This is a genomic window from Flavobacterium pisciphilum (genome assembly GCF_020905345.1).
In the GTDB taxonomy this organism is placed as follows: domain Bacteria; phylum Bacteroidota; class Bacteroidia; order Flavobacteriales; family Flavobacteriaceae; genus Flavobacterium; species Flavobacterium pisciphilum.
The window spans coordinates 3,405,751-3,432,676 of record NZ_JAJJMO010000001.1; the positions used below are offsets into that span (position 1 = coordinate 3,405,751).

Consider the following 26,926-nt stretch of genomic DNA (forward strand, 5'->3'; position numbering starts at 1 on the left):
TAAACTTATAGAAGAAGTAAGAATAGGAGCAGTAAAAAAAACAGCAAGATACTCTCGAAATGACTGTTATTAATCTATTAAAGAAGAGTATGACAAATAGCTGTTATCTTGAGTCTTACTCCAAAAGAAGTGGAAGAACTTAGTAAAAATAAAACAGTATAATAGCTATAATAGTTCTTTGTTTTTGCATATAGTTTCTTCACTATCTTTTTTTCTCTTATTTGCAGACTCAGTTAAGTCTTCATTTTGCGAAATCTCTATAGTTTCGTTAAAGTATTTTAGGCTATTTTCACAATCAGCTAAATGGTCATAACTAATAGCTAAATTGAATAGTAAAAGTGATTTAAGATGTAGGTTTTTATCACTTGTGAATTTTTTTCCTTTTAATAATATCTCGTTTGCTTTTTCAAAATATCCTGTATTCAAATAATTGGCTCCTAGATTTATATAAGTGCCAGCAAATGTGCTGTCAATTAAAATAACATTTAATAACATTTTATTAGCTAGTTCTCTATTTCCTAAATTAAATTCTGCTTCAGCAATACCATTAAGTATTGCAATGTTTTTGCTTTCTATTTTGTCAGCTTGAATAAATTTTTCTCTTGCAGACTCGTAATCTCCAAGATCTACATCTTTTAAGCCTTCTCCAAATATTTTTTTAGCTGTTTTGTTTTTTATTCCAGAGTATCCAATAAATAGTATTTCATTTGTTTTAGTTTTGTATTTAACTTCTTTTTCCTTTTTCTCATTACAAGAAACAATCACTATAATAATGGCAAATAGATATACTGCTTTTTTCATTGTTTATAATACTCTAGGTTCTTTTGGCTTTTTCTATTCTCATTCCTTTTTTTTGATGTTTATCAATGACTATCACTCTTTTAGTAAGCCTAGTTTCATGGATAATTAGTCTATCCATAGGTTTTCCATTTTTGCTTTTAGCTCCATGTGATATGTATACTTCATCGGTAATTATACCATCAATATAATTAATACCTAACTTATCAAATCGTATACTATATATGGGAATTAGTCTATTGTTTTCTGCAATACACGTATCATTTACTATCTTTTTTAGATGCTCATCGTTATAATTGATATCTTTAGTTGTTATGAGAGTATATCGAAGAAATCTAGTGTTTTTTTGTAATTTCCGAATTTCAGTTGTTAATGTGTCTAAGTTATTTTTATAATTTATCTTGCCGTTATACCATGTATTTATATACACAGTATCTGGGAAAATAATGCTTATTTCACGAATAGCAATTTTATCCTTCTTTGTTGTCTTTTTCTCTTCTTTACAAGAAATTAGTACTAAGAGTATTGTTGTTAAAAATAAGGCTACTTTTCTCATGGTGCTATTGTTTGTAATAATCTAGTTTCTTTTGAAATTCGTCGTTCTTTGCATCTCTTTCTTTTTCTGCTTTTCTGCGATTTTCTTCATTGATTCTATTTATAGTTCCCTTTTGAGAGACTTCTACAGCTGTATCTTTTGCTTTCGTTTCATGAAGTTGAGAAGGGTTTCCGCCAAAAACATCGGTAGCAGTATAATTATATAATTCCATTAAATGCATTTCTGGATCAGACGGAACTGTGGTTTTAGTATCGGACGATTGCGGTTTAGGAGTGCCATATTTCAATCGAAGCTGAAATTCTAAAAGCCATGGATACATCATTGATGGATTTGGAAATAATTTCCCTAATAAGTAACCAAGCTCAAAAAGGCCATTATAGCTATGTCCTGGAAAATCAATTGATCCCCTACCTCTGTCATTTTTCATATTCCCGCTTCCTGCAACCGCATCTCCACCTACTCCCCAAAAATTTCTACCATCTTGTTTGACAATTGTAGCAATTAAATGTTTAATTACCACGGGATTCAATTCTGTAGCTTCAGTCCAAGTGCCGTTCATGTTTCCTCTATAGATTTTATTGTCAACTTCATCAAAATAAACTTCACCTCCAGTAGCTGTTCTGCTTGGAGGGTTAGAAAAGAAATCTTTGGTCTTTCTTTCTCCCAGCATTTTTTCTAATACACTTGGCCTGTCCCATATATCATCATCCATAAAATTGTTATAATCAAACAGATTTTTGTTCTTCTTTTTGTCTGATTCAAAATGTCTATTCATAATAAAAGTATTGGTTTTTACTGATTTTTAATTTGTAACAATCGTAAAGTTGTATACGAGTGAAAACAAATTTTTATAGTAAATATACTATATAATTATTTACGGCATGATTAAATTTGTAAGATTTTTACTTTTAAAAAAAAGAGTTATATATTGTTTGATGATTTTAATTATCGGAATAATAGTGTTTTTATGTTGGATTTAAGGGTGTTAATGCGTTTTTTCTAGGGTTTGTGAAATAGAGTAAATACTCTATTTTTTTGAAGAAAATGAAGCATAAAAATAAATAGGTTTATCTAATAGCATTAATGTGCTTATGGTAGTTATCCAAAAAATTAAAGCTGAATTTGTCTGTCTATTTGTTGATCTAAGGAAATGAATGTTTCTGTTCTTGAAACGCCTTCTATTGCTTGAATCTTGGTGTTTAATAACTGCATGAGGTGTTCGTTGTCACGGCAGATAATTTTGATCAATATTGACCAGTTTCCTGTGGTGTAATGGCATTCTAAAACTTCAGGTATTTTTTTTAATTCTTTTACCGCTTCGGGATTTCGAGCTGCTTTGTCAAGGTATACGCCTACAAACGCCATTGTGTTGTATCCTAATACTTTGTTGTTGACGGTAAATTTCGAGCCTGATATCACACCAGATTGTTCTAGTTTACGTAGCCGCTGATGGATGGCAGCACCAGAAATTCCAATTTTATTTGCAATTTGTAAGATTGGCTTTCGTGCATCTTCCATTAGGTGTCGTAAAATTTCTTTGTCGATGCCATCTATTTCAATAACTAGGGAATTAATCTTCATATTATTTCGATTTAAAACTAATTTGAATGAATAAGTTTAAATTATAAATCAAATCTAATGATAAAAGTTTAAATTTTAAAACGAAGTGGGGTATAAGGCTGAATTTTTAGTCTCAGTTTCCAGTTTCCATTCTCAGTTTATATTTCACATTTCACATTTTACAACGATCATTTCACAGTTTTCATTTCACAGTTAAAATAAGACTATGAATTCCTTGCGGTTAAATGGGAAGATTAGGAATCTTAAAGCTGAAATTTAGGCATAAAAAAAGCCGCGAAATTCGCAGCTTTTTTTTATTTAGGTAAAAGGATTATTTTCCTTTATTTGCTTCAGCAATATATTTTTCTAACGCCATTGTCATTGATGGAGTTTCTGGAGTTGGAGCAAGAATATCTATTCTTAAACCATAATCTAAAGCCTCTTTTTGAGTAGTGCTTCCAAAAACTGCTATCCTAGTTTCATTTTGTTTGAAGTCAGGGAAGTTTTTAAATAATGACTTTATTCCAGTTGGACTGAAAAAAGCTAAGACATCATAATAAACATCCGCTAAGTCAGACAAGTCACTCATTACAGTTTTGTAAAAAATTGCTTGAGTCCAATCAACTTTTAAATTATTTAAAGTGATAGGAGCATCTGCGTTTAATTGATCAGAAGCTGGTAGTAAGAACTTTTCGTCTTTGTACTTTTTGATTAATGGAGATAAATCTGCAAAATCTTTTGCGCCAACGTAAATTTTACGTTTTCTGTACACTACATATTTTTGTAGGTAAAAAGCAACGGCTTCAGATTGACAAAAATATTTTAATCCTTCAGGAACTTTGTAACGCATTTCCTCTGCTACTCTAAAAAAATGATCAACAGCATTTCTACTTGTTAATATGATTGCAGTGTAATGATTAAGGTCGATTTTTTGTAGTCGAATCTCTTTCGCGTTTACTCCTTCCACGTGAATGAAAGGTCTGAAATCAATTTTTATTTTGTGTTTCTGTTGGAGCTCAAAATAAGGGGAGTTTTCCACTTTAGGTTCAGGCTGTGACACCAAAATTGTTTTCACTTTCATAAGTTGTAATATTTTCTAAGCACTCCCTTTGGTAAACCAATAATATATAAAATAATAAGGTGCTATTTCAAGAGTGCAAAGATATAAAATAAAATAAAATAACTTACTCAATATTACGTTTTGATAGTTTTTAATTGAAATAAAATAAGAGAATAGGCTAATACATAGTGATATAGCTAGTATTATTAATAGCACATTTTTAGAAATATCATCATAATAGAACAAAATCGCGTTAATTGGGAGTATTAAAATACCAATATATGCCCTATAAGTTACTTTTTGTAGGTTAAAGTGCTCGATAAATTCTTCAATATTGAATGAAGTCGCTACTATTTTTTCTATTAAATACTTTGATAAAATAAAGAATGCTAATAAAGTTACTATTTGGATGTATTGAAGCCAATCGGTTTTTGTTGCATATCCAAAACTACTAAGCGTAAGTTGTATGAAAAAAGCAAAAGAAATGATTTGTAAGAAGAATAAAGCAATTGTAAAGCCGCTTTTTATATGACTACTATCTCGATATATTTTAGCGTATTTATCAGAAAAAATCAATTTAGTAAAGTCACCAAAACGACTTTCGTAGATAGATTTTGTCATAGCAATAACTGCAAAGCATAACACAAACAAAAGTGTTGCCCAGTCTTTATTTTCAGTAATTCTTGGATGAAGGTGTTCAATCATAGCGATGCAAAATTAGTAATTTTTTGTATCATTACTTTTATTATAACTTTATTATGAATGAAATGCTATAAAAAGTTTACTTTTGCGTTGAAATTACTCAGAAAAATGAATGATTGTATTGTTATAATTCCCACTTACAACGAAATTGAAAACATTGAAAGCATTATTAGAGCTGTGCTTTCGCAACATAAATCTTTTCATCTTCTTATTGTTGATGATAACTCTCCAGATCGTACTGCAGATAAAGTTGTTATGCTTCAAGAGGAGTTTGAGGGGAAGTTGTTTATAGAAAACAGAGCTAAAAAAGCTGGATTAGGTACTGCTTATGTTCATGGATTTAAATGGGCTTTGGATCGAAAATATAATTATATATTCGAAATGGATGCCGATTTTTCACATAATCCTAATGATCTAGAAAAACTTTTTGACGCTTGTCATTTTGGAGGTGCTGACTTAGCTATCGGATCTAGATATGTAAAAGGAGTAAATGTAGTAAACTGGCCATTAAGTCGTGTATTGATGTCATACTTTGCATCAGTTTATGTGAAATTCATAACTGGTATGAAAATACATGATGCTACAGCAGGTTTTGTTTGTTACAAAAGAGAAGTTCTGGAAGCTATTAATCTTAACAAAATAAAATTTGTTGGTTATGCTTTTCAAATTGAAATGAAATATAGAACATATTGTAAGAAATTTGAAATTACAGAAGTTCCTATTATTTTTACAGATAGAACAAAGGGAGTTTCTAAAATGAGTAATGCTATTATCAAAGAAGCAATTTTTGGGGTTATTTCACTTCGACTAAAACAATTAGTCAATTCTTTATAAAACAATTAGAATGAATAGGATATTAATAAAAAATGCTAAAATCGTAAACGAAGGGTCAATTTTTGAAGGCGATTTGTTAATCGAGAATGATTTAATTGTAGAAATTTCAGATAGTATAAGTCTGAAATCGTCTAACTGTATTGTTATTGATGCTGAAGGAAGTTATTTAATGCCAGGTGCAATAGACGATCAAGTACATTTTAGAGAACCAGGATTAACACATAAAGGAGATATCGAATCGGAGTCTAAAGCAGCAGTTGCTGGAGGAATCACATCGTTTATCGAGCAGCCTAATACTGTTCCTAATGCTGTTACTCAGGAAATATTAGAAGAAAAATACCAAATAGCTTCAAAGAAATCACATGCGAATTATTCGTTTATGATGGGAGCTACCAATGATAATTTGGATGAAGTTTTAAAAACAAATCCAAAGAATGTTGCGGGAGTTAAAATATTTTTAGGTTCATCAACCGGAAATATGTTGGTTGATAATGAAACGACACTTGAAAAAATATTCTCAAGTACTCCAATGCTTATTGCAGTACATTGTGAAGATGAGACAACAATCCAAAATAATTTAGCAAAGTATAAAGAAGAGTATGGCGAAGATGTTCCTGTTACAGCACATCATTTGATTCGCAGTGCTGAAGCTTGTTACATCTCATCATCCAAAGCTATTGCATTGGCTAAGAAAACAGGAGCGCGTTTGCATATTTTTCATCTTTCGACTGCAAAAGAAATGGAATTGTTTACGAACAAAATTCCTTTGGAAGAAAAGAAAATCACTGCCGAAGTTTGTGTTCATCATTTGTGGTTTACAGATGAGGATTATAAAACTAAAGGTAATTTTATAAAGTGGAATCCCGCTGTGAAAACTGCTGATGATAGAAAAGCTCTTTGGGAAGCTTTGATTGACGGACGAATAGATGTTATTGCAACAGATCATGCGCCACATACAAAAGAAGAAAAGAAACAATCATATTTAAAAGCACCTTCAGGAGGACCTTTGGTTCAACATGCTGTTGTGGCTATGTTTGAGGCACATCATCAAGGAAAAATCAGTATTGAGAAAATCGTTGAAAAAATGTGTCACAATCCAGCTAAGATTTTCAAAATCGAAAAAAGAGGATTTATCAGAGAAGGATATTATGCCGATTTGGTAATTGTAAATGCTGGCTTGCCTTGGAGTGTGAATGCAGATAATATTTTGTCTAAATGCAAATGGTCACCATTTGAAGGATATACTTTTAAATCAAGAATTACACATACTTTTGTAAACGGACAATTGGTTTACAATTCTTTTAAAGTGAAAAATGTTCATGCAGGGAAGAGATTATTGTTTGATAGATAGAATATGAAAAAAATAATCATAATTATTTCGATATTAATCTTTGCTGTTGGCTGTAAAAAAGAACTGGTCAAAAAGCCAGAACGACTTGTTGATAGAGACAAGATGATAGATATTATGTATGATTTGTCATTATTGGAAGCAATAAAATATCAAAATCCATTATCACTTGATTCTTGTGATACAAACCCAACTAGATTTATATTGAAGAAATATAAAGTAGATAGTTTGCAATTTGTTAAGAGTAACATGTATTATGCGGCTGATTATAATGATTATAAACTCATGTTTGATGAGATTGGTACGCGTTTAGAAAAAAACAAAAAGAAAATTGATTCATTAATTAAGATAGAGGAAAAGAAAAAGAAATTACTCGATAAAAAGACTAAACTAGTTAAAAAGGACTCGATTAAAGGTGAAAAAGAATTACTAAAAGTAAACCCAGATTCACTTAAAAAAAATCCTAAGTTAAAGTAATTAAGAGGTCTTTTATAAAATTGAAATTTCTTTGATGTATTCGTGAATGTCTTTAAAGTCAGTTTTTAAAGTCGTTTTTATTTTCTCATTTGAATATACATCTTTCGTATAAGAGGATTTTGCTGTTGCTTTAGTAATCTGTCTTTTCTTCAAGAAAAAAGCAGATAGAAACCAATCTATTCTCCATATTATTTTCATAAGTAAAGGACTTGCATGATTTGCAGGTCTTTTTACTTTTAATGCATCGGCAATAGTATTTAATACATCTTGAAAAACAACATTATCCGAAATCAGAGTAAAACGTTCGTTTTTTATTTCACTTTTCATTAAAGTTGCTGCAATTCTAACAACATCATCTACAGTAACAAATCCAGTACTTCCTAGTGTGTAAAAAGAAAGTCCGTTGGCTACTTTTGTATAAAGCTCAGCGCTTCCTTGCTCATTACTTTTAGATTTTGGAATAGGCCCTAAAATAACACCGGGATTTATAATAACAACATCTAGACCTTCTTGCCAACCGCGCCAAACTTCCATTTCAGCACCATATTTAGATATTGCATAGTCGCTATGAGGTTTTTCGGGATTCCACTCAGTCTCTTCGGTTATAATAGATTCATGAGGAGCGAGGTCTCCAAGAGCAGCAATTGAACTTACGAAGCATAATTTTTTTACTTGCTTAGCGATACAAAAGTTCACAATGTTTGCTGTACCTTCAATATTGGTTTTTCTAACCAAGTCTTCATCTTTTGGATCAAAGGAGATTACAGCGGCACAATGATAGACATATTCTACATCAATAAAAGCAGTTTCTAGAGAAGGAACATCAAGCACATCAGCTTCTATCCATTGTATTGATTCAAATAAATGTGATTTTTTATATAAATCAAAAACAGACTTTGTTCTTTCTATTTTTTTTCTATTTCGATAAATTGCCCGAACACTATCTCCATTTTCAATTAAATGAAGTAATAAATGTGCACCAACTAAACCTGTTCCTCCTGTTACTAAAACCATTTTGTAAAGATAATTAGATTGTTGGATTTTTAGATAGATAGATTTTCAAATTGTGCAATTAAAACTATCTTTGTGGAAATTGATTAAAAGATGAAAAATTTTATTGAAGAAGTGACTTGGAGAGGAATGCTTCACGACGTTATGCCAGGTACCGAAGAACATTTGATGGAACAAATGAGAGTGGCATATGTGGGAATTGATCCAACTGCGGATTCATTGCATATAGGCCATTTAGTTGGGGTAATGTTATTGAAACATTTTCAGTTATCAGGACACAAACCATTAGCGTTGGTTGGTGGTGCAACAGGAATGATTGGAGATCCATCAGGGAAATCGAATGAAAGAAATTTACTTGATGAAACAACATTGCGTCACAATCAAGAAGCGATAAAAGGACAATTATCTCGATTTTTGGACTTTACTTCAGATGCTGCTAATGCTGCCGAGTTGGTAAATAATTACGATTGGATGAAGGAATTCTCATTTCTAGATTTTATTCGTGATGTAGGTAAGCATATTACAGTAAACTATATGATGGCTAAAGATTCTGTAAAGAAAAGATTAACATCAGAGGCGGCCGAAGGAATGTCGTTTACAGAGTTTACTTATCAGTTGGTTCAAGGGTATGACTTCTTGCATTTGTATAAAAACAAACAATGTACTTTGCAAATGGGAGGAAGTGACCAGTGGGGAAATATTACCACGGGAACTGAATTAGTGAGAAGAATGGAAAGTGGAAAAGCTTATGCTTTAACTTGCCCTTTAATTACAAAAGCGGATGGAACAAAATTCGGAAAATCAGAAGGAGGAAATATCTGGTTAGATGCTGTAAGAACATCTCCATATAAGTTTTACCAATATTGGTTAAATACGTCAGATATTGATGCTGAAAAATATATTAAAATTTTCACTTTCTTATCAAAAGAAGAAATTGAATCTTTGACAATCGAACATAGAGAAACACCTCATTTGCGTATATTACAAAAAAGATTGGCTGAAGAAATTACTGTAATGGTACATTCTGCTGCTGATTTAGAAAATGCAATTAAGGCTTCAAACATATTATTCGGAAATTCTACTTCTGATGATTTAAAGCAATTAGATGAAGCAACTTTCTTAGATGTTTTTGATGGTGTGCCTCAAGCAGAAATTGCAAAGGCAGATCTAGAAAATGGATTAGAGATTATATCTGTTCTGAATGAGAAAACAGGTTTCTTTAAATCAAACGGAGAAGCAAGACGTGCTCTAACTGCTAATTCTATTTCTGTAAACAGAGAGAAAATAACGGAAGAGTTTGTTCTTTCTAGTAAAGATTTAATTAACAATCAGTTTGTATTATTACAAAGCGGAAAGAAAAATTATTTTGTGGTAAGAGTAGTTTAACTACTTATTTATATGACTTAGATTTAAAATACAAAAAAGCATCAGCTTTGGCTGATACTTTTTTGTATTAGTTCAAAGAATGTTTTTATTTAATGACTTTTCGGGTTTCATCTTTAGATTTAATGATGTAAATACCACTTTTTAATGAATCTAATGATTTGTTTTCTTCTCCTTTAGAATTAACTTCTTTGGTTAAAACTTTTTGTCCATCAAAAGTATAAACATTTATAAAATAAGGTGCTGCAGGTTGCTCACTCTCTAATGTAGCGGTTGCTATTTTTGCAAAAGGATTATAGAAAGTTACAGGAATAATTGTTATATTGTTGTTTTCGTTTGATTCTGTAATTATTTTAGAGTCGTCAACAACCATAAGGATGTTCCAGTTTCCAGTAAATTTTGAGCCAATGTTACCAAAGTTTGAGGGAAAGAGTGTACTTGATACTTTAATCGATGTACCTGGATTAATGGCTTTTATTGCAATGCTATTTTCTGTGTATTTTAAATCAGCAGAATCAAGAATGCCATCTTGAGATAAATAAAACTGAAGATTTGTTGGTGATGCTACAACATCGCCTATGTTTTTAATGGTTATTGTTTGCAAATTGATGCTCCCAGATTGATTATGTATTGTATGTCTTTTGTTTCCTAAATCACTTAATATCGAATTACAGTCACTACAATTACTAGAAATAAATGTATTATTTGGATCAATAGTTAAATCTGGTTTTCCTGTAGGTGTTGATGTTTGATTAATAGTAAAAGTTGAAATTGATGAGATTGTGTTGTTACTAATATCTATGTCTTCACTATTAATTAGCTTCATAATTATATAATAAGTGCCGTTGCTGATATTTGTAGGAATAGTTATTGAAGGATATTCACGTTTTGTTGCGTTAGGATTTAGTGGTTCGATAGTTATTTCTTTTATAAATATATCATCTGAACTTAAAGTAGAATCGTTTTTAGAAAAATAAATTAAGCAACGAGAAGGGTTAAAAGCTCTTCCTCCAATATTTTTTATTATATAAGAAGCTGTTGCTGTAGCTCCAGTATTCATTGAACCTGAACTTGGACCAAAAGTAATAGCTACGGCTTGTATATCGGGTTTTGGACAATTAAGTGAGCTAGATAAAACAGGAGAAAATATAGAATTACTATTTGTAGAGTCTAATTGATACTCGCTATCTCCAGCTTCAATGGCTGATCCACTAATTAAATAATAATTAGAACCTTTACCGAAATCCATTAAATACACATTACCTATAGTTAAAGGTTTGGTTGTTCTAATGTTTACTTTTTCTCTTATGGTATTTGCTGTTAAATTGGAACAATAATTGCCTTGAGCTTCTTCTAGAGTTGATCCTAGTAAGATTGGTCTTGCGTATTTCCAAGATAAAGAATTACATAAATCAGGAATTAGTTCAAAATTTGCTGGCTCATCTATATCACTTCCTTTGTCAAGATAATAATCTACAGCGTAAAGAACCCTATAATACCTTGATCCAGAAGTTGAACCTAAAATAAGGTCTGATTTGTAAATTTTACCAACTTCTAATTTAAAACTTTGATTTAGATTCACATCTCTATTTGGTCCAACTGTGACACTTTGAGCGCATCCAGCAGAAATAGCTATTTCAATATTAGGTCCTAAATCCTGAAGGGTGTGAAACTTGTATGTCTGAGACCAACCTGTGAAATTTAAAAAAACAAACAATAATAAAGTAATTTTTCTCATAATTTTATATTTAAATATTTTTTAAATATAAATCTTAGGTATTAGTATCGTGTTTTCTGAGTATTAATTGTTGGTTATTAAATCATGTAAATTCGTGTTAATTTTACCTGTGTTAGAATATTAAATAGTATAAAGTAATTGTTTGTTTTTTACAAAACCATCAGGTTACAACCTCGAATATCTGAGTTGTCAAAACGTCCCAATACCTCGAAAGAGTTGTTGGGATATTTTTTGCCCAAATCTTGCGTAGCGATAAATGAACAAGAATTAATATTGGCTAGATCGATTACGTTTATACCACCTGTTTTTCCTTCTTTTACGTAGGTTAAGGCATCTTCAGTATCTCTAACAAGTATTTGTATCCATGAAGGACATTCAAATATTCCTTCGCCTAGAGAATAAGCTTGTGATAATAATTCGGTCATACCATATTCAGAATGTATTGCCGACACACCAAATCCTTCACATAATTGTTTGTGTAATTCTTCACGAATCATTTCTTTGCGTTTGCCTTTCATTCCACCAGTTTCCATTATGATGGTGTTTTGTAATTTAAACGAGTTTTTTTCGATTAAATCCAATAAAGCATACGTTACTCCAATTAAGATGGTGTTTTGCCCTGATTGATCTAATTCGATAAGCTTTTTAGTAAGCTCTTCGTGGTTGTGTAAATAGAAGCCGCTTTCTGGATGATTTGATAGTTTTATTAAATCCTCGACCATATAGATTAATGAAGACCCGTCACGCTCTAAATAGGATGGAAGTAGTGCTAATACAACATAATCTTCGATATTGCCATAAAATTGAGAAAAACCTTTGCGATAGCTTTCTTCGTATAAGGAAACATCGGTTACTATGTGTTTACTTGTAATCATTCCTGTTGTACCACTGCTAGTAAAAGTAACTTGTGCAGGATCAGAATTTGAAACCACTGAGTGGCTCTTAAAAAACTGAATTGGTAAAAAGGGAATCTGAGTAAGAGATTTTACTTTTTGAGGATCTGTTTTAAGATAATCACAGAAAGTTCGATATACTACGTTGTTTTCATATTGAAAGCGGAATACTTTCAATGCTATTTTTTCAAATTGTTTTTGACTAGAAATCGTAAATATATCAGTTGTTGTAATCAAGATCTTTTTTTTTGCAAAGGTAATTTATTTAAAAGAAAAAAGCCCCAATATTACTTTGGAGCTTTTTTATGTTTTTATTTCGAAAATTTACCTGACAATTAGTTTTCTAGTTGCAGTTGCATTTTCTTCATTGATTTTTATGATATAAACACCAGGTGAAAGATTAGAAATATTAAGCTCTTTTGAACTTAATTGTGTTTGTAATACTTTTTTTCCTAGTATATCAAAAATAATTATTTCTTTTTCTAAATCATTTTTAGATGATATGTATACTTTACCATTACTCACAGGGTTTGGGTACAAACTTAAGCCCTCTATAACGGTGCCGTCTGTTTTTGGCTGTTGTTTACTGTCTTGTGCCGAAACACCTGCAGTAATAAAGAAAAAAGCCAATAAGAGTGTAATATAAAAGTAGTTTTTTGCCATCGCTCAATTTTATGTCTAGTAAATATACAAAAAAACTTTTCAAAAACTACACCAAAAAAAAACATCCTAGAAATTTAGGATGTTTTTAACATTTTGTTTCGAAGTTATTAGAAATCAACTAATCAATAAGTAATTGTGTCTTTTTCTAAAACTTTATTTAATTACTTAGTCCAGTTACCCCAAGTAGGTAATTCAGCACCAGCACCAGCACCAGTTGCACCAGTAGTTATTCCTGATAATTTAGCACCATCAAAAACAGTTACAGAAGCTCCAAAAGTATAGTTTGTGATAGTAAAGTTACCAGCAGCGATATTTGCAGTTGCACCAACATCAGTAGATAATTTAGTAAGGTCTTTAGGCATTCCATCAGCAACATATAAGTTTGTGTAAGTTTGTTTTCCACCACCTTCTTTATAATTGATTGCTTTTTCGTCAGCTGTGAAAGCCGCATCACCTTTAATGATAGAGATATTAATGATTTTAGCGTCAGTCATTGGAACAGCTGTACTTGGATTTTTTTGGTTGGTAGATCCTTCAACACCTGCTTTAGTAACACCTTTGATGTAAACGTTTGTAGCAGTACCTTGCCATCCGTCAGCAAAATCTAATGAATCATCATAAGAATTGATAATTACTAAGTTAGAAGCATTTACTGCTCCTCCGAAGAACTCAATTCCGTCATCACCACTTTCGAAAGTGTAGATATCAGATACTACTGTTCCTGAACCTACTCCGAAGAAAGAAACTCCATTGTATTCTTTATCAGCAGTGTATTTAGAACCTGTGTAAGAAATTTTTAAGAAGTTGATATTTCCAGAAGAATCTGCATTGTTATTACCTCCATAGCTTAAAGCACCTACTTCAGAAGTACCATTGTCTCCTGTGTTCACTTTAGCATTACCAGCGATAATTAATCCACCCCAATCACTTTGAGCAGGAGTAGCTTTTCCAGATGTCATAATAACTGGTTTAACAGCAGTACCATTGATGTTAATTTTAGCATTTCTCTCTACAGCAATGAATAAAGAAGTAGCTTCTGCAGTAGCAGAACTTTTAATTACCGTTCCGGCAGGAATTACTAAAGTAGCTCCACCTTTAACGACTAAACCTCCAGTTAAAGTGTAAGTTTTTGTAGGGTCTAAAGTTACAACACCTTCATTGATGTCTCCTTTTAAATCGTCAGCCTTTAATACGAAATTACTTTTGTTTCCGTCGGTTTTGTTGTTATCATCAGAACTACAGCTTGTTAAAGCAAGTCCCAATATTGCAGCCATTGCAAAAAATGATTTTTTCATTGTTGTTGTGTTTTATTGTTTTGATTTATTCATGGCAAAGTAAATGAACATATGTTTTTGCTGAGTTAAGACCGCATTAACAATATATTAAGTATATTGGGTAAAAGATAAATCTGCTTAATGTAAAATTTACATTGAGTTATTGATTAATAAAAAAAGGTGATTAGTATTATCTAATCACCTTTTTGAATTTTTTATGGTTTTACTTTTAGAATGTATAGCTTAAAGTAAGCCTAAAATCTGAACCTGTTTTATATGAAATTGCAGTAATATCACCAACAGATTCCTTTCCTGGTACTTTTCCTTGCTCTTGTACACGATTGAAAGCAGGGTTTAAAATATTGTTGTAAATAAAGCCTAATTTTAAGTTTTTAGTCAAACTTGCATTTGCGATAAAGTCTAGTTTATTTACAGCTTTATCAACCATGTTTCCTACTTGTCCAGTTCCAATAACAGCTAATTTATCTGAAAAATAAGAGTATGATATTGTTGTAGTTATATCTTGGCCTTCTCTGAATTCATTTAAAAATGATAAGTTAGCATTGGCAAGGAAATTAGAAGCCCCTGTTAATTTACTATCTGTAAAAGTAAAGTTTGCTCCAAAATCATTTTCGTTATTCACTTTCTCATTACTTAAATCCTGATTTGTATAAAGGTAAGACCCGTTGGCATCAAACGAAAGTTTTGTCTTTAGGTTGTTACTATTTTTAATTTCAAAAATGTCTTTTCTAAATTCTAATTCTACCCCCGCTACAGTTGCTTTGTCTCCTGTATTGGCATAAGTAATATCATTTGAAGATGAATTAAGGAACATTTCGTTGATTGGGTTTTGAATAATTTTTCCAAATGCTGTAACAGAAATTAATTCGCCTGCCTTAGGGAAAAATTCCCATCCTAAATCAAAGTTGTAATTTGTTGAAGCATACAAATTAGGGTTTCCTTCGTATGCCTGTGCGACATCTTCGTAAATAATAGGCACTTTTTCTTTAAATTGAGGTAGTGTATACGTTTTACTTGCTGAGAATTTTAAATTCTGCTTTTCATTCAAGGTATACTTCGAAATTAAACTTGGTAATATGTTTAACTTTGACTCATCAGAACTATCCCCATCAGGAACTGTGGTTGTGACATAGGAAACATTTTGAGTCAATTGTTCCAATCTCGCACCTAATATCAAACTCAATCTATCAGTTAAAGAGTATTGAACATTAGCGAATGCAGCATTAATATATAAATTACCATTATACAATTGGTTAATTCTGTTTGAGTAAGATGAACCCCAATGTGCAGGATCTAAATAGTTGTCTACTCTATGTATGTCTTCTTTAGGAAAAGAGATTGTAGTTCTGTTTGGGAAGAATGAATATTGTTCCATTTTGTAATCTACATCCTTGAACTTTCCTGAATAACCAACAGTTACTTTTCCTTTGTATGTATCATCGCTTTTTTTGTTGAAATTATACGATAATGCAATATTAGCAGCGATTTCATTCTCTTTTAAGTCCTGAAAAAATCGGTGATTATTGATGTTTGAATTGGTGAAAAATGTATAATCTATACCATTAGGTGCATGTACAAAAGAGTTTTGCATACGATCTGGGATTGCGCTGTCAGACATGCTGTATCCTACTCCCCAATTTAAATTCCACTGATCGTTGAATTTGTTTTTTCCTGTTAATTGGTTTACAATTAATTGAGTTTTTTCAAAAGTTCCACGTTTGATAAAACCTGAAATTTGTTGAAGAGCATCTCCACCACCATCAAAATTCTGATTTGTTCCTTCATATTCACTGTAATCCTGATCAGTTGAGTTTAAGAATAAAGAAGTAAAGAAGATTGAGTTTTTATTGTTGATTTTATAATCAGCTGTAGCCATAACTGTTGTAGTAGTGCTATGTTTGTATGCTGTTCTGTAAAAATCAGAAAAGATATCTCCGTCAGCACTAATTCCACCTCTGCTGTATCCTTCTGTAAATTTATTTCTTGCACTAAAAGATCCTGTAACAAAAGTTCCTATTGAGCTTTCGTCGTTTATATTAAACTTCTTTCCAGCAGATAGTGTGTAGAATGCATTCAATACATTTTTGTTTTCTTGTCTGTCCCAGCTCGTTGAATAATTATATGGTTGAAGTGGAGAATTAGGAACACCTGCTTTTTTGAATCCAGTGTAAGACGGTCCGTCTTGTAAATAGAAATGATCTTGTCCTAAAACGTTTGTATTGGCACCTGTTCCAATTGAAAAGCTGATAAAAGGTTTTCCGCTGAATTTTTTTGAACTAATATCAATATTTGCTCCTCCAAAATCGGCATAGTTTTGAGCTTCAAATGTTTTACTTACTCCAATATTATCCACAATATTTGTAGAGAATATGTCTAGAAGTATATTTTTATTTGCAGGATTGTTTGACGGTAATGGAAGACCATTTAAAGTAGTAACATTGTAGCGATCCCCTAATCCTCTTACAAATACATTTCCTGAGTCATCATTTTTAGAAACTCCACTTACTTTAGATACTGCATTAGCAACATCGTTAATTCCTTTCCTTGAAATTTCTTCTGCACCAATGGCTGCTTTAAAAGCAACAGCATTTTTTTGTTCTAAAAGTAAAGCAGATTCTTTTTGTTTGCTAACAGCTGATGCTTTTACCACTACATCTTTAAGAGTGTAACTTCCTGAAGATAATGTTTGATTAATAGTTGTAGTTTCATTTGCTTTAACAATTACTACTGCTTCAATAGTCTCATACCCCAAGAAACTATAAATCACAGTATAGCTACCAGGAGCTATATTTATCGAATATTTACCGTCGATATCAGTGTTTGTACTGTTGTTAGTTCCTTTGATAAGAACGTTTGCAAATGGAAGTGCTTCATTATTAGTTTGTTTGTCTGTTAAAACCCCAGAAATTGTACCTTTGGTCTGAGCCATAGAAACAGCGCAAATAAATAATGTAATAAATAGAAATTTTAAGTTGAATTTCATTTTCGTTTGTTGTTTGTTTATTTTTTTGCAAATAAAGGACGGCTTTGTAAAGTTCATGTTAGCTGCTTGTTATTCTTTTGTCTCCAATATATTATGAAATTGTTATGAAATTAAATTACCGTTAACACTACTTTTTAACAGTCGATTTATTATTATCTTTACACTCGCAACTAGAATCATTGAATACTATGTAGTATAAGAATCAATGAGATAACCCAATTTTTGCTATTTTATGAAAAAAACACAAACTAAGATTTTACTAGTAGATGATGAACCGGATATTTTAGAAATTGTTGGATATAATCTTTCACAAGAAGGGTATCAAATAATTACTGCCTCTAACGGAAAAGACGCAATTGCTAAAGCTCAAAAAGAATTGCCAGATCTTATAATAATGGATGTTATGATGGCTGAAATGGATGGTATGGAAGCTTGTGAGCATATTCGAAAAATTCCTGAACTAAATAATGTTATTATTACTTTCTTAACAGCAAGAAGTGAAGATTATTCGCAAGTTGCTGGTTTTGATGCTGGAGCAGATGACTATATTACTAAGCCTATTAAACCAAAATTATTAGTAAGTAAGGTAAAAGCATTGTTAAGACGCTTAAAAGAACAAGAAGTTAGTAGTGATACATTAAATGTAGGCGGTATCGAAATTAATCGCGAAGAATATAAAATCGTAAAAGATAATATTGAGATTGCTTTGCCTAGAAAAGAATTTGAACTATTCTATTTATTGGCTTCAAAACCAGGAAAAGTATTCAAGCGTGATGAAATTCTTGATAAAGTTTGGGGTAATGAAGTAGTTGTAGGTGGAAGAACGATTGATGTGCATATTCGAAAATTGAGAGAAAAAATAGGAGAAGATTTATTTAAAACCATCAAAGGAGTAGGTTACAAATTCGAGGTTTAAAATAAAGATTCCTAAACAAAAGCATAATGCAAAGAAATCAGAATTATCTTTGTAGAAAGCTATCCATGAATTAAATGAAAATAAGTTTTAAAAAAACCTATAAGTTTGCTGTAAAGTCAGCACTATACATAAGTCTCTTTGCTACAGGATTCGTAATAATTTTGATTTTATTATTCTTCAAAAATAAAACAATAAATTTATTACCATTTAGTCTTGTTTTTCTCATATCAGTATACGCGTTCTCATTTCTCGTATTACAATATCGTGTAGAACGTTTTATTTACCGAAGAGTAAAAAAAATCTATGATGAGGTTTCGTTACTAGAATCTAGTACCCTTATTAACCAACCGATTACAACTGATATGGAAACGCTTTCGCGTGAAGTCAAAAAATTTGCTACTGATAAAAAGCTGGAAATTGAGATGCTAGAAATTCGTGAAGAATACCGACGTGAATTTCTTGGTAACGTTTCACATGAACTTAAGACTCCACTGTTTACCGTTCAAGGATATGTTTCGACATTATTGGATGGAGCAATGGAAGATAAAACCATTCGAAAAAAATATCTTAAACGAGCTGAAAAAGGGGTAGAGCGATTAATTTATATCGTTGAGGATTTAGATATGATCACTAAATTAGAATCAGGCGATTTAAATTTGGTCATTACCAATTTTGATATCATAGAACTTATCCAAAATGTTTTTGATTTATTGGAAATGAAAGCCGATAAAAAGAAGATAAAATTAACTTACGAGAAGAAATTTCAGCAGTCTATTTTTGTAAAAGGAGATAAGGACAGAATTCAGCAAATACTAGAAAATCTGATTGTAAATTCTATTAAATACGGTAAACAAGGAGGAACTACTGAAGTAGGAGTAGTAAATCTTACAAAGAAAAAAGTACTTATCCGTATTAGCGATAATGGAGAAGGAGTCGAGAAACAAAATATACCAAGACTTTTTGAACGTTTTTATAGAGTAGATAAAAGTGGTGCTCGTACTGAGGGAGGTTCAGGATTAGGACTTGCTATAGTTAAACATATTATCGAAGCTCATAAAGAGAAGGTGTATGTAGAAAGTGAATTTGGTATTGGTTCAGAGTTTTCATTTACCTTAGAGAAAGCTTATAAAAGCATTAATGGTGAAGTTAAATAAATGTAATCTGAATACCTTGATTCGGCATTAAATATCCCCCTTTTTACACCAATTTAAAATTGCCGATAGCCTCTTAATATTAAATTCTCATTATGATAACATCTTGGTAACGTTATGTTAACCTTGATGGGTGATTTTTGCATTTTGAATGTGGAGTTAAAAAAATAAGATGAAAAAAATTTTAGTTGTAGCTTTATCTTTAGTGGCGGGTTTTGTTCATGCACAAGAGGTAAACAAGGAGGAGATCAAGAAGGAGGTAGTTCGTATTTTAGATTCTATAAATAAGGCAAAAGAAACGGTAACAATTATGGAACCAAAGATTGAACCTAATTTTCATAAAGAAGAAAAGGATCGTTGGTATGATAAAATATCACTACGTGGTTATGTTCAGATAAGATATAACGGGCTTTTTTCTACCAATGATAAGGTTTCCTGCGAACAATGTGATAAGTCTTGGGGAACTACTTCAACAGAACCAGATGCGAAATCTAATAATGGGTTTTTTATTAGACGAGCACGATTAGTATTTTCTGGACAAGTGCATCCTAATGTGTTTTTTTACTTCCAACCAGATTTTGCAAGTTCACCTAGTACAGGAATTAATAATTTCGTTCAAATTAGAGACATATATTTTGATATTTCTTTTGATCCTAAAAAAGAGTATCGTGTTCGTGTAGGGCAAAGTAAAATTCCTTATGGTTTCGAAAACATGCAATCAAGTTCAGTTCGACTTGCTTTGGATAGAAATGATGCTATGAATAGTGCTATATTAAACGAACGTGATTTAGGAGTGTTTTTTTATTGGGCACCAAGCAAAATCAGAGAACGTTTTGAAATGTTAGTAAAAGAGGGGTACAAAGGTTCGGGTGATTATGGTGTATTTGCTTTCGGAGCTTATAATGGTCAATATTCTAATAAACTAGATAGTAACAGAGATTTAAATGTTGTAGCGAGAGTTACTTATCCTTTCGTAATAGGAAACCAAATTATCGAACCAGGACTTCAAGCTTATACAGGAAAATGGGCATTTACTAATGAAATTTCAACAGGAGTAGCAGTAGATGCTAATAAACAATATGTTAAAGATCAAAGAGTAGGAGCAACTTTTGTTTTATATCCAAAGCCTTTTGGAATACAAACAGAATATAATATTGGTAAAGGCCCTCGCTATAATAAGGAAACCAATACTGTTGATGTAACAAATATAAATGGTGGTTATGTTTTATTAAATTATAAGTGGGATTTAGGAAAACAACTATTATATCCTTTTGCAAAATTTCAATATTATGATGGAGGGAAAAAATATGAAAAAGATGCCCGAAGCTATGTAGTTCGGGATTATGAAATTGGGATTGAATGGCAACCACTAAAAGCATTAGAGTTCACCGCAGAATATGTTATTGCTGATAGAACTTTTGAGGATAGTGTATTACCAAATAATCGACAACAAGGAAATTTATTGAGAATACAAGCTCAATTCAATTTCTAAAAAAATATAAAAATGGAGTTTATTGTTTTTCAAAAACGGAAAATAATGAACTCCATTTCGCTTTCTTTTTATATTGAGGCAATCCTTCATACTCATGGATTTTTGCAATATCCTCAATCTTAAAATCATCCTGCAATGCATAAGGAACAAGTCCTTCTTCTTGTAGTTTCTCAGCAAGATATATTTGCTCATATTGACCCGGAGTTGGTATGAAAAAAGCTTTCTTTTCTAGTTTGACCAAGTCCATAACGGTTGTGTAACCAGAACGACACAGGATTTGTTCACTTTCATTAAAGGTTTGTTCTAGTTGTCGAGTATTCATGAAATTGTAATAGGTAACATTCTCAATGATTTCCTTTTTTTGGTCTTTTTCAACGACACCTTTTACAAAAACAACTTTTCCTTTATAGCGAAGTACTTCTTTCTTTAACTTTTCCTCAAGATAGCCTCGTTGAGGTTCTGGTCCAGATAAGATTACCATTAAATCATATACTTTTGGTGTTTCTTTCTTGCGCATTCTGCTTAAAGGACCAATGTATTTTAACTTAAGTTTTTTGGTTTTTAAATGGCCTAATTCCCCCGTTAAGTTAGGTTTCTTTTTTATGTCAGGAACCCAACATTCAGTATATTTTTTTATAATATATTGATGGCATTTACTGGTAAACCAAGTTGTGTTTCCTGTCATCACATTCAGTTGGTGAGTAATAAAAACTGAGGGGATTTTGTTAGAATAAACACCTAAACGATTATCAGAAATAATACCATCGATACCATATTTTTTTATCCAAGACTTTACCATCTTTTTCTCATCCAAGACGGCTTCAATCATTTTAGGACAATTTTTGATTAATTTCCATTTGAAGTTCTTACCATTTTTTGCATACTCTATTTGGTAAGAAGGCAATTCGAGAGTTTGGATATAAGGAAATTCTTTTCGTAATAATTCTAAAGCAATACCATCTGAGGCAATTATCGGTATGTAATTATTTTCCTGAAGAGCCTTAATTATAGGGATGCATCTAGTGGCGTGGCCTAAACCCCAATTTAATGGAGCAATTAAAATAGTTTTATTGGTTGAATCTAAATTCATATAGAATTGGGTTATATTAAGTTAACCCTGCGAAAGTTACAAATAGTAAGTGTTTTCCTTATTTATAAATGATTACTAAAATATTAAGTTATTATTTTAGTAAAAGCAAAAAGGTTAGACGCTATAAGAAGTCTAACCTTTTTTGTCTATCAAGAATAAGTTATTTAGTCTTGAATATAAGTTTTATTCCCATTAGAATTAATGTAGTATTTACCGCCTCTTGGACCAGTATACACTTTTTTACCATTATACTCTCCAGTAACTTTATCAGCTACTTTAGGTGCTTTTTCATTAGTTTCTTTAACCTTTTTTGTAGCAGTTTTTGATGCTGTTTTAGTATCAGCCTTAGCCTTTTCTACTTTTTCAGTAGCTGCTTTAGTATCAGCTTTGGCTTTTGTTACTTTTTTAGTAGCATCATCGCTTGCACTTTTAGCATCTGTTTTTGCTTTAGCTGCTTTTTTTGCAGTAGACTCTTCTGCTTTAGTGGTTTTAGCTTTAGCATCACTTTTGGTCTTTGCAACTTTGTCATCTACACTTTTTGTAGCGGTTGCTTTTTCTTTAGCTGCTTTTTTCTCTGCAGCAGTTTTAGAGTCAGTAGCCTTTTTTTTCTCTTTAGCTGCTTCTGTTTTAGCTTTTGCTTTAGTCGTTTTTACAGCAGTTTCTTGAGCGTAAAAATTACTAGAGAAAACAAACATAAAACAAAGTAATAATAGTTTTTTCATGTCTTAAAGTGTTAAAATTCATAATAAAATTAATCAATTAATTGTAATGTTTTTGAAAATGAATCAAAAATAAGCTCTCAATTGGATGTTCCCAGTATGGATAGTAGTTCCAGTTTCTCCTTTACGTCCTTGATAATTTACATTAACATCCAAAAATTGGGTGATATTTTTTTGTAATAACAATCTCCATACCAAATTTTGTCCCGTTTGCAATCCCTCCAACATTTGGAAGCCCACGGATGAAAATTCATTACCAGTGAATTTATTTTGGTAAAAAGAAAACTCCCCATTTAGTGTTATTTTTTTATCCCCAGCGTAAGAGAATGATGTTCCTAATCGGGTTTGTTTTAAGGTTTCTTCATCGCCAATTTGATTGTCTTTGTTTTGGATCTCATAAAAGAAATCCAAGCTAGTACTCTTAGAAAATAAATAACTAATTTTTGGTGCTAGTTGGTAACCAGTAAGTTTATAATTCTTTTCAGGGAAACTTTCAGATATAAGATCAGTTTGGATGGTTTTGGTAAAAATGCCTAATAGCCAACTTTTATCATATAAATGTGAATATTGCAATTGATGTGAACTGTTTGTAGCTTGTTGGGATCCTATTGTAAGTAGGTTTCTGCTTTTGTTTTGTAAATAGGTATAAGTTGTTGAGTGTTTTTGCTTACCACGATTATAGAATAAACTGTTCCTAAAACTAGAATTTAATCCCAGTACATTTTCATCAGAGGAATTAAAAGGATTAAGTTCAAAACGATCGCCATTACTTTTTACTTTTCGATCTAATATAAATGAGGTTTGATTATAAAAATAAGAGATTACTTTTTTTATACCAGTTTCATTTAACCATTGATTTGGATTCAAGGTTACCGACTGAGAAAATTTATTCTGATTTGTTTTAATATAAACTCGATTTGGTAAAAAGATTCGGATATATTTTGCTTGGTCAATAAATGCTGCTACTTCAAATTCTTGTAATTCCTGGATTCCATTGTTATTATAATCAATCCAAGTATAGACTCCTTGTCCTGCTGGAACTTCTACGTATGTATAGTCCTGCTGAGGCATTGTTCCTGAGCTGGTTTCATAAGCAGTAGTAGTCTGGATAAATTGATTAAAGAAACGATCATTATAGAGAATTCTAGAATTTAGGGATGGTTCTTTTTTCTTTGTAGCATCTTCATAATTCAAGACCCTATAACTTGCATATACAGATAAATCACTTTTGGTTGTTTGTATCAATTTTGATTTAAAGTAATAAGTTTGAGAGTTGTTTACATGTTGTAATAATCCGTTCTGCAAACTATCATTACTACGTCTTAAAAAACCTAGTTCTACAAAAACTTTAGTACTATCGCCTCGACCTACAAATAAGCCATATTCATTAAATCTTTGACTTAAAGCCGAAAATTGATTGGTATTTTTGTTTTTCTCTTGATTGTCTTCAAGTTGTATTGTACCACCAATCCAGTTTTTATTAAAATGATAACGAGCTTGGGTTTGGTTTCTTAAAAATTTAGATGTCGATATAGTACTGCTGCTATTGAGCAAGCTACCTTGGTTCTGGATAAACCAATTTTTTAGTTTAAAGAGGCCATTAATGGTATGTCGACTTCCAGAATAGTTTTCGGTAAAATCTAAATTTTCAAATTGATAGGTTACCAATCCTATGTCAGAGGATTTTTTTTGAGGAAGTAAATCGAAGTTTAAACCTGAGATTAATAAGCTCTGATTCCCAAATCGAATTGCAGGAAGGTTCCAATCTCGATCAAACTCAATATTATAAAGCCGTTCAACCGATTTAAAATTTTCCTGAATAAATTGATAATTTATAAAAGCGTCCAGATTCCAACTTTTGGTAAACAAGCGTTGTTTAGCATTTATTTTGGTAGCAATACCTTTGTTGTTACTATCCTGTATATTCGAAAACAGGTTTGCATCATTATTACTAACTCCAATTTCGAAATCAAAATTTGTTTTTTCGGTTGGATTGTATTTGCCTAAAAAAGTAGCTACTTGTAGCTTTATTGGAGCAACGAGTTTGATAACTGGAGCATAATTTCCTTGCGGAATACCATTTATAGGTGGAACATATTCATAAATACGATCTATAGTATTTACATTCTTAAGAATATAGTCTCCAGACTGAGCACCAATTAAATTAAATCTTACATTGTATAATTCATCTTTTGGATTGTTAGAGAATTCGTAAGCTTCCTCTCCATTTACCATTATTTTTTTGTAGAGAATTTTGTTATCCGAATAAGTATCTGCGTATGCTGAGGGAGCAATCATAGCATTAGTATCATCTCCAGCGTTATTTAATATTTCAACTTGTTCCTTGGTTAAATTTTGTTGTAGAGGCTGATTTTTTAAATCATTTTCAGAGTACAAATACCCTCCAAAACTCCATTTTTTATTTTCATGAGTAACACCAGCATACGTTACAAATCGGGTATAGTTTTGATTTGAATATTGGTATTCGATGCTTATTCGCATTTCGGAAGTAATGGTAAAAAGAGAAGTAAAAGTAATTTCACCAGCATTATAGTCGATTGTATAATCTTTATTTTCGCCTCGTTTTAATAAAACACCATTTACATACACCCTTTCAGAACCAGAAATTACCAATATATATAATTCACCGTTTTGACCAGTTAATTTATAAGGACCTTGATTTCCTTCTTGCCCAGTAAGGTTGCTTTTAGCATATTGTCCTCTTACCAATGCGGCTGAAGCAAATACATTTGTTTTGTTGTCTTCATCACCAAAATTAAAATTGACTGCAAGACCTTGGACCTTTTTGTCAAAATTAAGGAATTGTGTCTTTTTGTTCTCAAGAAAAATATCCCCAGCTCGTAACGCCCAATTATTACTAAAGAGTTCTATAAAGATATTATCGAATTGATCTAGTTTTTGTGAGTAGCCACCATCTTGTAGCGGAATATTGTTGTCTTGTAATGAAGCACGAATACTTACGTTGTCTGATATTTTTCCTGTAATTTGAAGGTCAAGATTGGAGTTTAATACAGTGCTTTGATTATTGCCAATAGTGATTCCACGAGTAATACTTCCCGAAGTGGTTAATCCGTCAAATGGAGTAACCGTTTTAACGTTTTTGGGCTTTATTTGGTACAAAGATTCAGCAGTTGCACCATTGTTTACAATTCGATTAGAATCATAAATTTTATATTCTTTGGTTAGGATGTCGGGAAGTTTCAAATACTCAACTGTAAGTGAGTCAGTACCCAAAGTTAATTTTTCATTTAAAAGTAATGTCCCTTTCTGGAAATCTATTTTGTATAAACTACTATCAATAAGTTTTTTATTGGTATCTAAAAGCTGAAAATAATTGGAATTAATACTGAAACTCTCTAGATGTATAGTATCTCTAGTAGCAACAACCTTTTTGGTTTTATAGTACGAGTTTATTTCCTGGGCGTGAAGTCCAGAACAAAAAATAATTACAATCCAAAAGAGTAATTTTTTAATCATAAATACTTTAACTCCAAAACCTCAAAAGTAGTATTTATATTCGGGAAATTATGGTGCTGGTTTTTATCAATGAATTTGAGAATATTGTAAAGTGGTGTTTTGTTGATTTTGATGAGGAATGAAGAATAGAAATTATGATATATAGGAATAATTCAGTATCTAAAAGTTTTAATTTTCAGGCAGTTTAACGGATAGTTTTACTTTTTGAAGTAAAATCCGGAAGTAATTTGAAATAATGCTAATGCAAAAATTGGTTATTTTTAGTCTAATTCTGAAAAATAGTAAAATATTTCTTATTTTTATACTGACTAAACTTTTGATTATGAATGAATCAGTAGGAAATAAGCTAAAAAAATTACGAAAAAGCAAAGATCTATCACAAGAACAAGTGGCAAGTTCGTTGCATGTGTCACAATCTACGTATGCACGTATAGAGAGAGGGGAGAGTAGTTCATGGGCAAGCCATATTAATAAAATATGTGAGGTCTTTAAAATAAGTCCAGAAGATTTGGTAAAGGATGAAATAGGAGAGGATAAAGAGGATAACAGCGATTTAAATGAAACATTTATTATCAATCAATTGTCAGATAAAATAATAGAACAATACGAAGCTCGAATAAAAGAGTTGAAAAAAGTGATAAAAGATTTAAGGAGAAAGCGGAATATATAAAAAGCAACAAGGTTTCACCTAAAGTGAAACCTTGAAAGGATGTGAAATAAATTAAGTTATTCAGAAATAGAATGTTTGTTTATCTCATA

The 26,926-nt window shown here is 31.4% G+C and carries 23 protein-coding genes; 8 read left to right on the forward strand and 15 right to left on the reverse strand.

Going from position 1 to position 26,926, the window contains the following annotated elements:
* Nucleotides 1–165: 165 nt before the first annotated feature.
* The 6 genes from LNQ49_RS14475 to LNQ49_RS14500 all read right to left on the reverse strand — a co-directional run bounded on the left by LNQ49_RS14475 (nucleotide 166) and on the right by LNQ49_RS14500 (nucleotide 4,679).
* Complete coding sequence (locus LNQ49_RS14475) at nucleotides 166–801, reverse strand: tetratricopeptide repeat protein (protein ID WP_229989714.1); 636 nt, start codon at nucleotides 799–801, stop codon at nucleotides 166–168.
* 13 nt (nucleotides 802–814) lie between these two features.
* A complete protein-coding gene (locus tag LNQ49_RS14480) occupies nucleotides 815–1,354 on the reverse strand; it encodes a hypothetical protein (protein WP_229989715.1) in 540 nt (179 codons plus the stop codon).
* Nucleotides 1,355–1,358: 4 nt separating this feature from the next.
* Nucleotides 1,359–2,129 (reverse strand): hypothetical protein, encoded by a 771-nt coding sequence (locus LNQ49_RS14485; RefSeq protein ID WP_229989716.1) that lies wholly within the window; start codon nucleotides 2,127–2,129, stop codon nucleotides 1,359–1,361.
* A gap of 335 nt (nucleotides 2,130–2,464) precedes the next feature.
* The gene (locus LNQ49_RS14490) at nucleotides 2,465–2,935 is read right to left on the reverse strand and encodes an Lrp/AsnC family transcriptional regulator (protein WP_229989717.1); all 471 of its coding nucleotides are present in this window, start codon (nucleotides 2,933–2,935) and stop codon (nucleotides 2,465–2,467) included.
* A gap of 310 nt (nucleotides 2,936–3,245) precedes the next feature.
* Nucleotides 3,246–3,995, reverse strand: coding sequence for a uroporphyrinogen-III synthase (locus LNQ49_RS14495; protein WP_229989718.1), 750 nt, complete (start codon nucleotides 3,993–3,995; stop codon nucleotides 3,246–3,248).
* A gap of 15 nt (nucleotides 3,996–4,010) precedes the next feature.
* The gene (locus tag LNQ49_RS14500) at nucleotides 4,011–4,679 is read right to left on the reverse strand and encodes a DUF4271 domain-containing protein (RefSeq protein ID WP_229989719.1); all 669 of its coding nucleotides are present in this window, start codon (nucleotides 4,677–4,679) and stop codon (nucleotides 4,011–4,013) included.
* Nucleotides 4,680–4,784: 105 nt separating this feature from the next.
* Between LNQ49_RS14500 and LNQ49_RS14505 the strand changes: the two genes are divergently transcribed.
* The 3 genes from LNQ49_RS14505 to LNQ49_RS14515 are packed head-to-tail and all read left to right on the forward strand — an operon-like array spanning nucleotide 4,785 to nucleotide 7,335.
* The gene (locus LNQ49_RS14505) at nucleotides 4,785–5,510 is read left to right on the forward strand and encodes a polyprenol monophosphomannose synthase (RefSeq protein ID WP_229989720.1); all 726 of its coding nucleotides are present in this window, start codon (nucleotides 4,785–4,787) and stop codon (nucleotides 5,508–5,510) included.
* Between the two features lie 10 nt (nucleotides 5,511–5,520).
* Nucleotides 5,521–6,861 carry a dihydroorotase gene (locus tag LNQ49_RS14510; RefSeq protein ID WP_229989722.1) on the forward strand — a complete coding sequence of 447 codons (1,341 nt, stop codon included), beginning with the start codon at nucleotides 5,521–5,523 and terminating at the stop codon, nucleotides 6,859–6,861.
* 3 nt (nucleotides 6,862–6,864) lie between these two features.
* Nucleotides 6,865–7,335, forward strand: coding sequence for a DUF4296 domain-containing protein (locus LNQ49_RS14515; RefSeq protein WP_229989723.1), 471 nt, complete (start codon nucleotides 6,865–6,867; stop codon nucleotides 7,333–7,335).
* Between the two features lie 12 nt (nucleotides 7,336–7,347).
* On the opposite strand, the gene LNQ49_RS14520 is transcribed toward LNQ49_RS14515, so the two are convergent.
* Complete coding sequence (locus LNQ49_RS14520; protein WP_229989725.1) at nucleotides 7,348–8,349, reverse strand: NAD-dependent epimerase/dehydratase family protein; 1,002 nt, start codon at nucleotides 8,347–8,349, stop codon at nucleotides 7,348–7,350.
* Nucleotides 8,350–8,439: 90 nt separating this feature from the next.
* Between LNQ49_RS14520 and tyrS the strand changes: the two genes are divergently transcribed.
* Complete coding sequence (gene tyrS, locus LNQ49_RS14525; protein WP_229989727.1) at nucleotides 8,440–9,732, forward strand: tyrosine--tRNA ligase; 1,293 nt, start codon at nucleotides 8,440–8,442, stop codon at nucleotides 9,730–9,732.
* Between the two features lie 85 nt (nucleotides 9,733–9,817).
* Here the strand turns inward: tyrS and LNQ49_RS14530 are convergent, their stop codons facing one another.
* From LNQ49_RS14530 to LNQ49_RS14550, 5 genes are all read right to left on the reverse strand, one after another.
* On the reverse strand, nucleotides 9,818–11,467 hold the full coding sequence (locus LNQ49_RS14530; protein ID WP_229989729.1) for a CARDB domain-containing protein: 1,650 nt from the start codon (nucleotides 11,465–11,467) through the stop codon (nucleotides 9,818–9,820).
* Nucleotides 11,468–11,616: 149 nt separating this feature from the next.
* Entirely contained in the window at nucleotides 11,617–12,597 is a 981-nt protein-coding gene (locus LNQ49_RS14535; RefSeq protein WP_229989731.1) for a LuxE/PaaK family acyltransferase, read from the reverse strand.
* Between the two features lie 87 nt (nucleotides 12,598–12,684).
* Nucleotides 12,685–13,023 (reverse strand): T9SS type A sorting domain-containing protein, encoded by a 339-nt coding sequence (locus LNQ49_RS14540; protein ID WP_229989732.1) that lies wholly within the window; start codon nucleotides 13,021–13,023, stop codon nucleotides 12,685–12,687.
* Between the two features lie 161 nt (nucleotides 13,024–13,184).
* Nucleotides 13,185–14,318 carry a hypothetical protein gene (locus LNQ49_RS14545; protein WP_229989733.1) on the reverse strand — a complete coding sequence of 378 codons (1,134 nt, stop codon included), beginning with the start codon at nucleotides 14,316–14,318 and terminating at the stop codon, nucleotides 13,185–13,187.
* Between the two features lie 208 nt (nucleotides 14,319–14,526).
* Complete coding sequence (locus LNQ49_RS14550) at nucleotides 14,527–17,301, reverse strand: TonB-dependent receptor (RefSeq protein WP_229989734.1); 2,775 nt, start codon at nucleotides 17,299–17,301, stop codon at nucleotides 14,527–14,529.
* A 232-nt stretch (nucleotides 17,302–17,533) separates the two neighbouring features.
* Between LNQ49_RS14550 and LNQ49_RS14555 the strand changes: the two genes are divergently transcribed.
* The 3 genes from LNQ49_RS14555 (at nucleotide 17,534) to LNQ49_RS14565 (ending at nucleotide 20,860) form a co-directional block, all read left to right on the forward strand.
* Nucleotides 17,534–18,217: a response regulator transcription factor gene (locus LNQ49_RS14555; protein ID WP_035617332.1), complete on the forward strand. Its 684-nt coding sequence runs from the start codon at nucleotides 17,534–17,536 to the stop codon at nucleotides 18,215–18,217.
* A 74-nt stretch (nucleotides 18,218–18,291) separates the two neighbouring features.
* Nucleotides 18,292–19,371 (forward strand): sensor histidine kinase, encoded by a 1,080-nt coding sequence (locus LNQ49_RS14560; protein WP_229989735.1) that lies wholly within the window; start codon nucleotides 18,292–18,294, stop codon nucleotides 19,369–19,371.
* A 169-nt stretch (nucleotides 19,372–19,540) separates the two neighbouring features.
* On the forward strand, nucleotides 19,541–20,860 hold the full coding sequence (locus LNQ49_RS14565; RefSeq protein ID WP_229989736.1) for a porin: 1,320 nt from the start codon (nucleotides 19,541–19,543) through the stop codon (nucleotides 20,858–20,860).
* Between the two features lie 19 nt (nucleotides 20,861–20,879).
* Here LNQ49_RS14565 and LNQ49_RS14570 read toward each other — a convergent pair whose 3' ends face one another.
* The 3 genes from LNQ49_RS14570 to LNQ49_RS14580 form a co-directional block, all read right to left on the reverse strand.
* Nucleotides 20,880–21,950: a glycosyltransferase gene (locus LNQ49_RS14570; protein WP_229989737.1), complete on the reverse strand. Its 1,071-nt coding sequence runs from the start codon at nucleotides 21,948–21,950 to the stop codon at nucleotides 20,880–20,882.
* Between the two features lie 164 nt (nucleotides 21,951–22,114).
* A complete protein-coding gene (locus tag LNQ49_RS14575; RefSeq protein WP_229989738.1) occupies nucleotides 22,115–22,672 on the reverse strand; it encodes a hypothetical protein in 558 nt (185 codons plus the stop codon).
* 63 nt (nucleotides 22,673–22,735) lie between these two features.
* Nucleotides 22,736–26,167, reverse strand: coding sequence for a hypothetical protein (locus tag LNQ49_RS14580; protein ID WP_229989739.1), 3,432 nt, complete (start codon nucleotides 26,165–26,167; stop codon nucleotides 22,736–22,738).
* Nucleotides 26,168–26,489: 322 nt separating this feature from the next.
* Here LNQ49_RS14580 and LNQ49_RS14585 point away from each other — a divergent pair, with 322 nt between their 5' ends.
* Nucleotides 26,490–26,837 carry a helix-turn-helix transcriptional regulator gene (locus LNQ49_RS14585; protein ID WP_229989740.1) on the forward strand — a complete coding sequence of 116 codons (348 nt, stop codon included), beginning with the start codon at nucleotides 26,490–26,492 and terminating at the stop codon, nucleotides 26,835–26,837.
* Nucleotides 26,838–26,926 lie beyond the last annotated feature (89 nt).

Bases quoted from the DNA above. Each gene is read 5' to 3' on its own strand.
- LNQ49_RS14475 (WP_229989714.1), bottom strand. From the start codon at position 801: ATGAAAAAAGCAGTATATCTATTTGCCATTATTATAGTGATTGTTTCT.
- LNQ49_RS14480 (WP_229989715.1), bottom strand. From the start codon at position 1,354: ATGAGAAAAGTAGCCTTATTTTTAACAACAATACTCTTAGTACTAATT.
- LNQ49_RS14485 (WP_229989716.1), bottom strand. From the start codon at position 2,129: ATGAATAGACATTTTGAATCAGACAAAAAGAAGAACAAAAATCTGTTT.
- LNQ49_RS14490 (WP_229989717.1), bottom strand. From the start codon at position 2,935: ATGAAGATTAATTCCCTAGTTATTGAAATAGATGGCATCGACAAAGAA.
- LNQ49_RS14495 (WP_229989718.1), bottom strand. From the start codon at position 3,995: ATGAAAGTGAAAACAATTTTGGTGTCACAGCCTGAACCTAAAGTGGAA.
- LNQ49_RS14500 (WP_229989719.1), bottom strand. From the start codon at position 4,679: ATGATTGAACACCTTCATCCAAGAATTACTGAAAATAAAGACTGGGCA.
- LNQ49_RS14505 (WP_229989720.1), top strand. From the start codon at position 4,785: ATGAATGATTGTATTGTTATAATTCCCACTTACAACGAAATTGAAAAC.
- LNQ49_RS14510 (WP_229989722.1), top strand. From the start codon at position 5,521: ATGAATAGGATATTAATAAAAAATGCTAAAATCGTAAACGAAGGGTCA.
- LNQ49_RS14515 (WP_229989723.1), top strand. From the start codon at position 6,865: ATGAAAAAAATAATCATAATTATTTCGATATTAATCTTTGCTGTTGGC.
- LNQ49_RS14520 (WP_229989725.1), bottom strand. From the start codon at position 8,349: ATGGTTTTAGTAACAGGAGGAACAGGTTTAGTTGGTGCACATTTATTA.
- tyrS (WP_229989727.1), top strand. From the start codon at position 8,440: ATGAAAAATTTTATTGAAGAAGTGACTTGGAGAGGAATGCTTCACGAC.
- LNQ49_RS14530 (WP_229989729.1), bottom strand. From the start codon at position 11,467: ATGAGAAAAATTACTTTATTATTGTTTGTTTTTTTAAATTTCACAGGT.
- LNQ49_RS14540 (WP_229989732.1), bottom strand. From the start codon at position 13,023: ATGGCAAAAAACTACTTTTATATTACACTCTTATTGGCTTTTTTCTTT.
- LNQ49_RS14545 (WP_229989733.1), bottom strand. From the start codon at position 14,318: ATGAAAAAATCATTTTTTGCAATGGCTGCAATATTGGGACTTGCTTTA.
- LNQ49_RS14550 (WP_229989734.1), bottom strand. From the start codon at position 17,301: ATGAAATTCAACTTAAAATTTCTATTTATTACATTATTTATTTGCGCT.
- LNQ49_RS14555 (WP_035617332.1), top strand. From the start codon at position 17,534: ATGAAAAAAACACAAACTAAGATTTTACTAGTAGATGATGAACCGGAT.
- LNQ49_RS14560 (WP_229989735.1), top strand. From the start codon at position 18,292: ATGAAAATAAGTTTTAAAAAAACCTATAAGTTTGCTGTAAAGTCAGCA.
- LNQ49_RS14565 (WP_229989736.1), top strand. From the start codon at position 19,541: ATGAAAAAAATTTTAGTTGTAGCTTTATCTTTAGTGGCGGGTTTTGTT.
- LNQ49_RS14570 (WP_229989737.1), bottom strand. From the start codon at position 21,950: ATGAATTTAGATTCAACCAATAAAACTATTTTAATTGCTCCATTAAAT.
- LNQ49_RS14575 (WP_229989738.1), bottom strand. From the start codon at position 22,672: ATGAAAAAACTATTATTACTTTGTTTTATGTTTGTTTTCTCTAGTAAT.
- LNQ49_RS14580 (WP_229989739.1), bottom strand. From the start codon at position 26,167: ATGATTAAAAAATTACTCTTTTGGATTGTAATTATTTTTTGTTCTGGA.
- LNQ49_RS14585 (WP_229989740.1), top strand. From the start codon at position 26,490: ATGAATGAATCAGTAGGAAATAAGCTAAAAAAATTACGAAAAAGCAAA.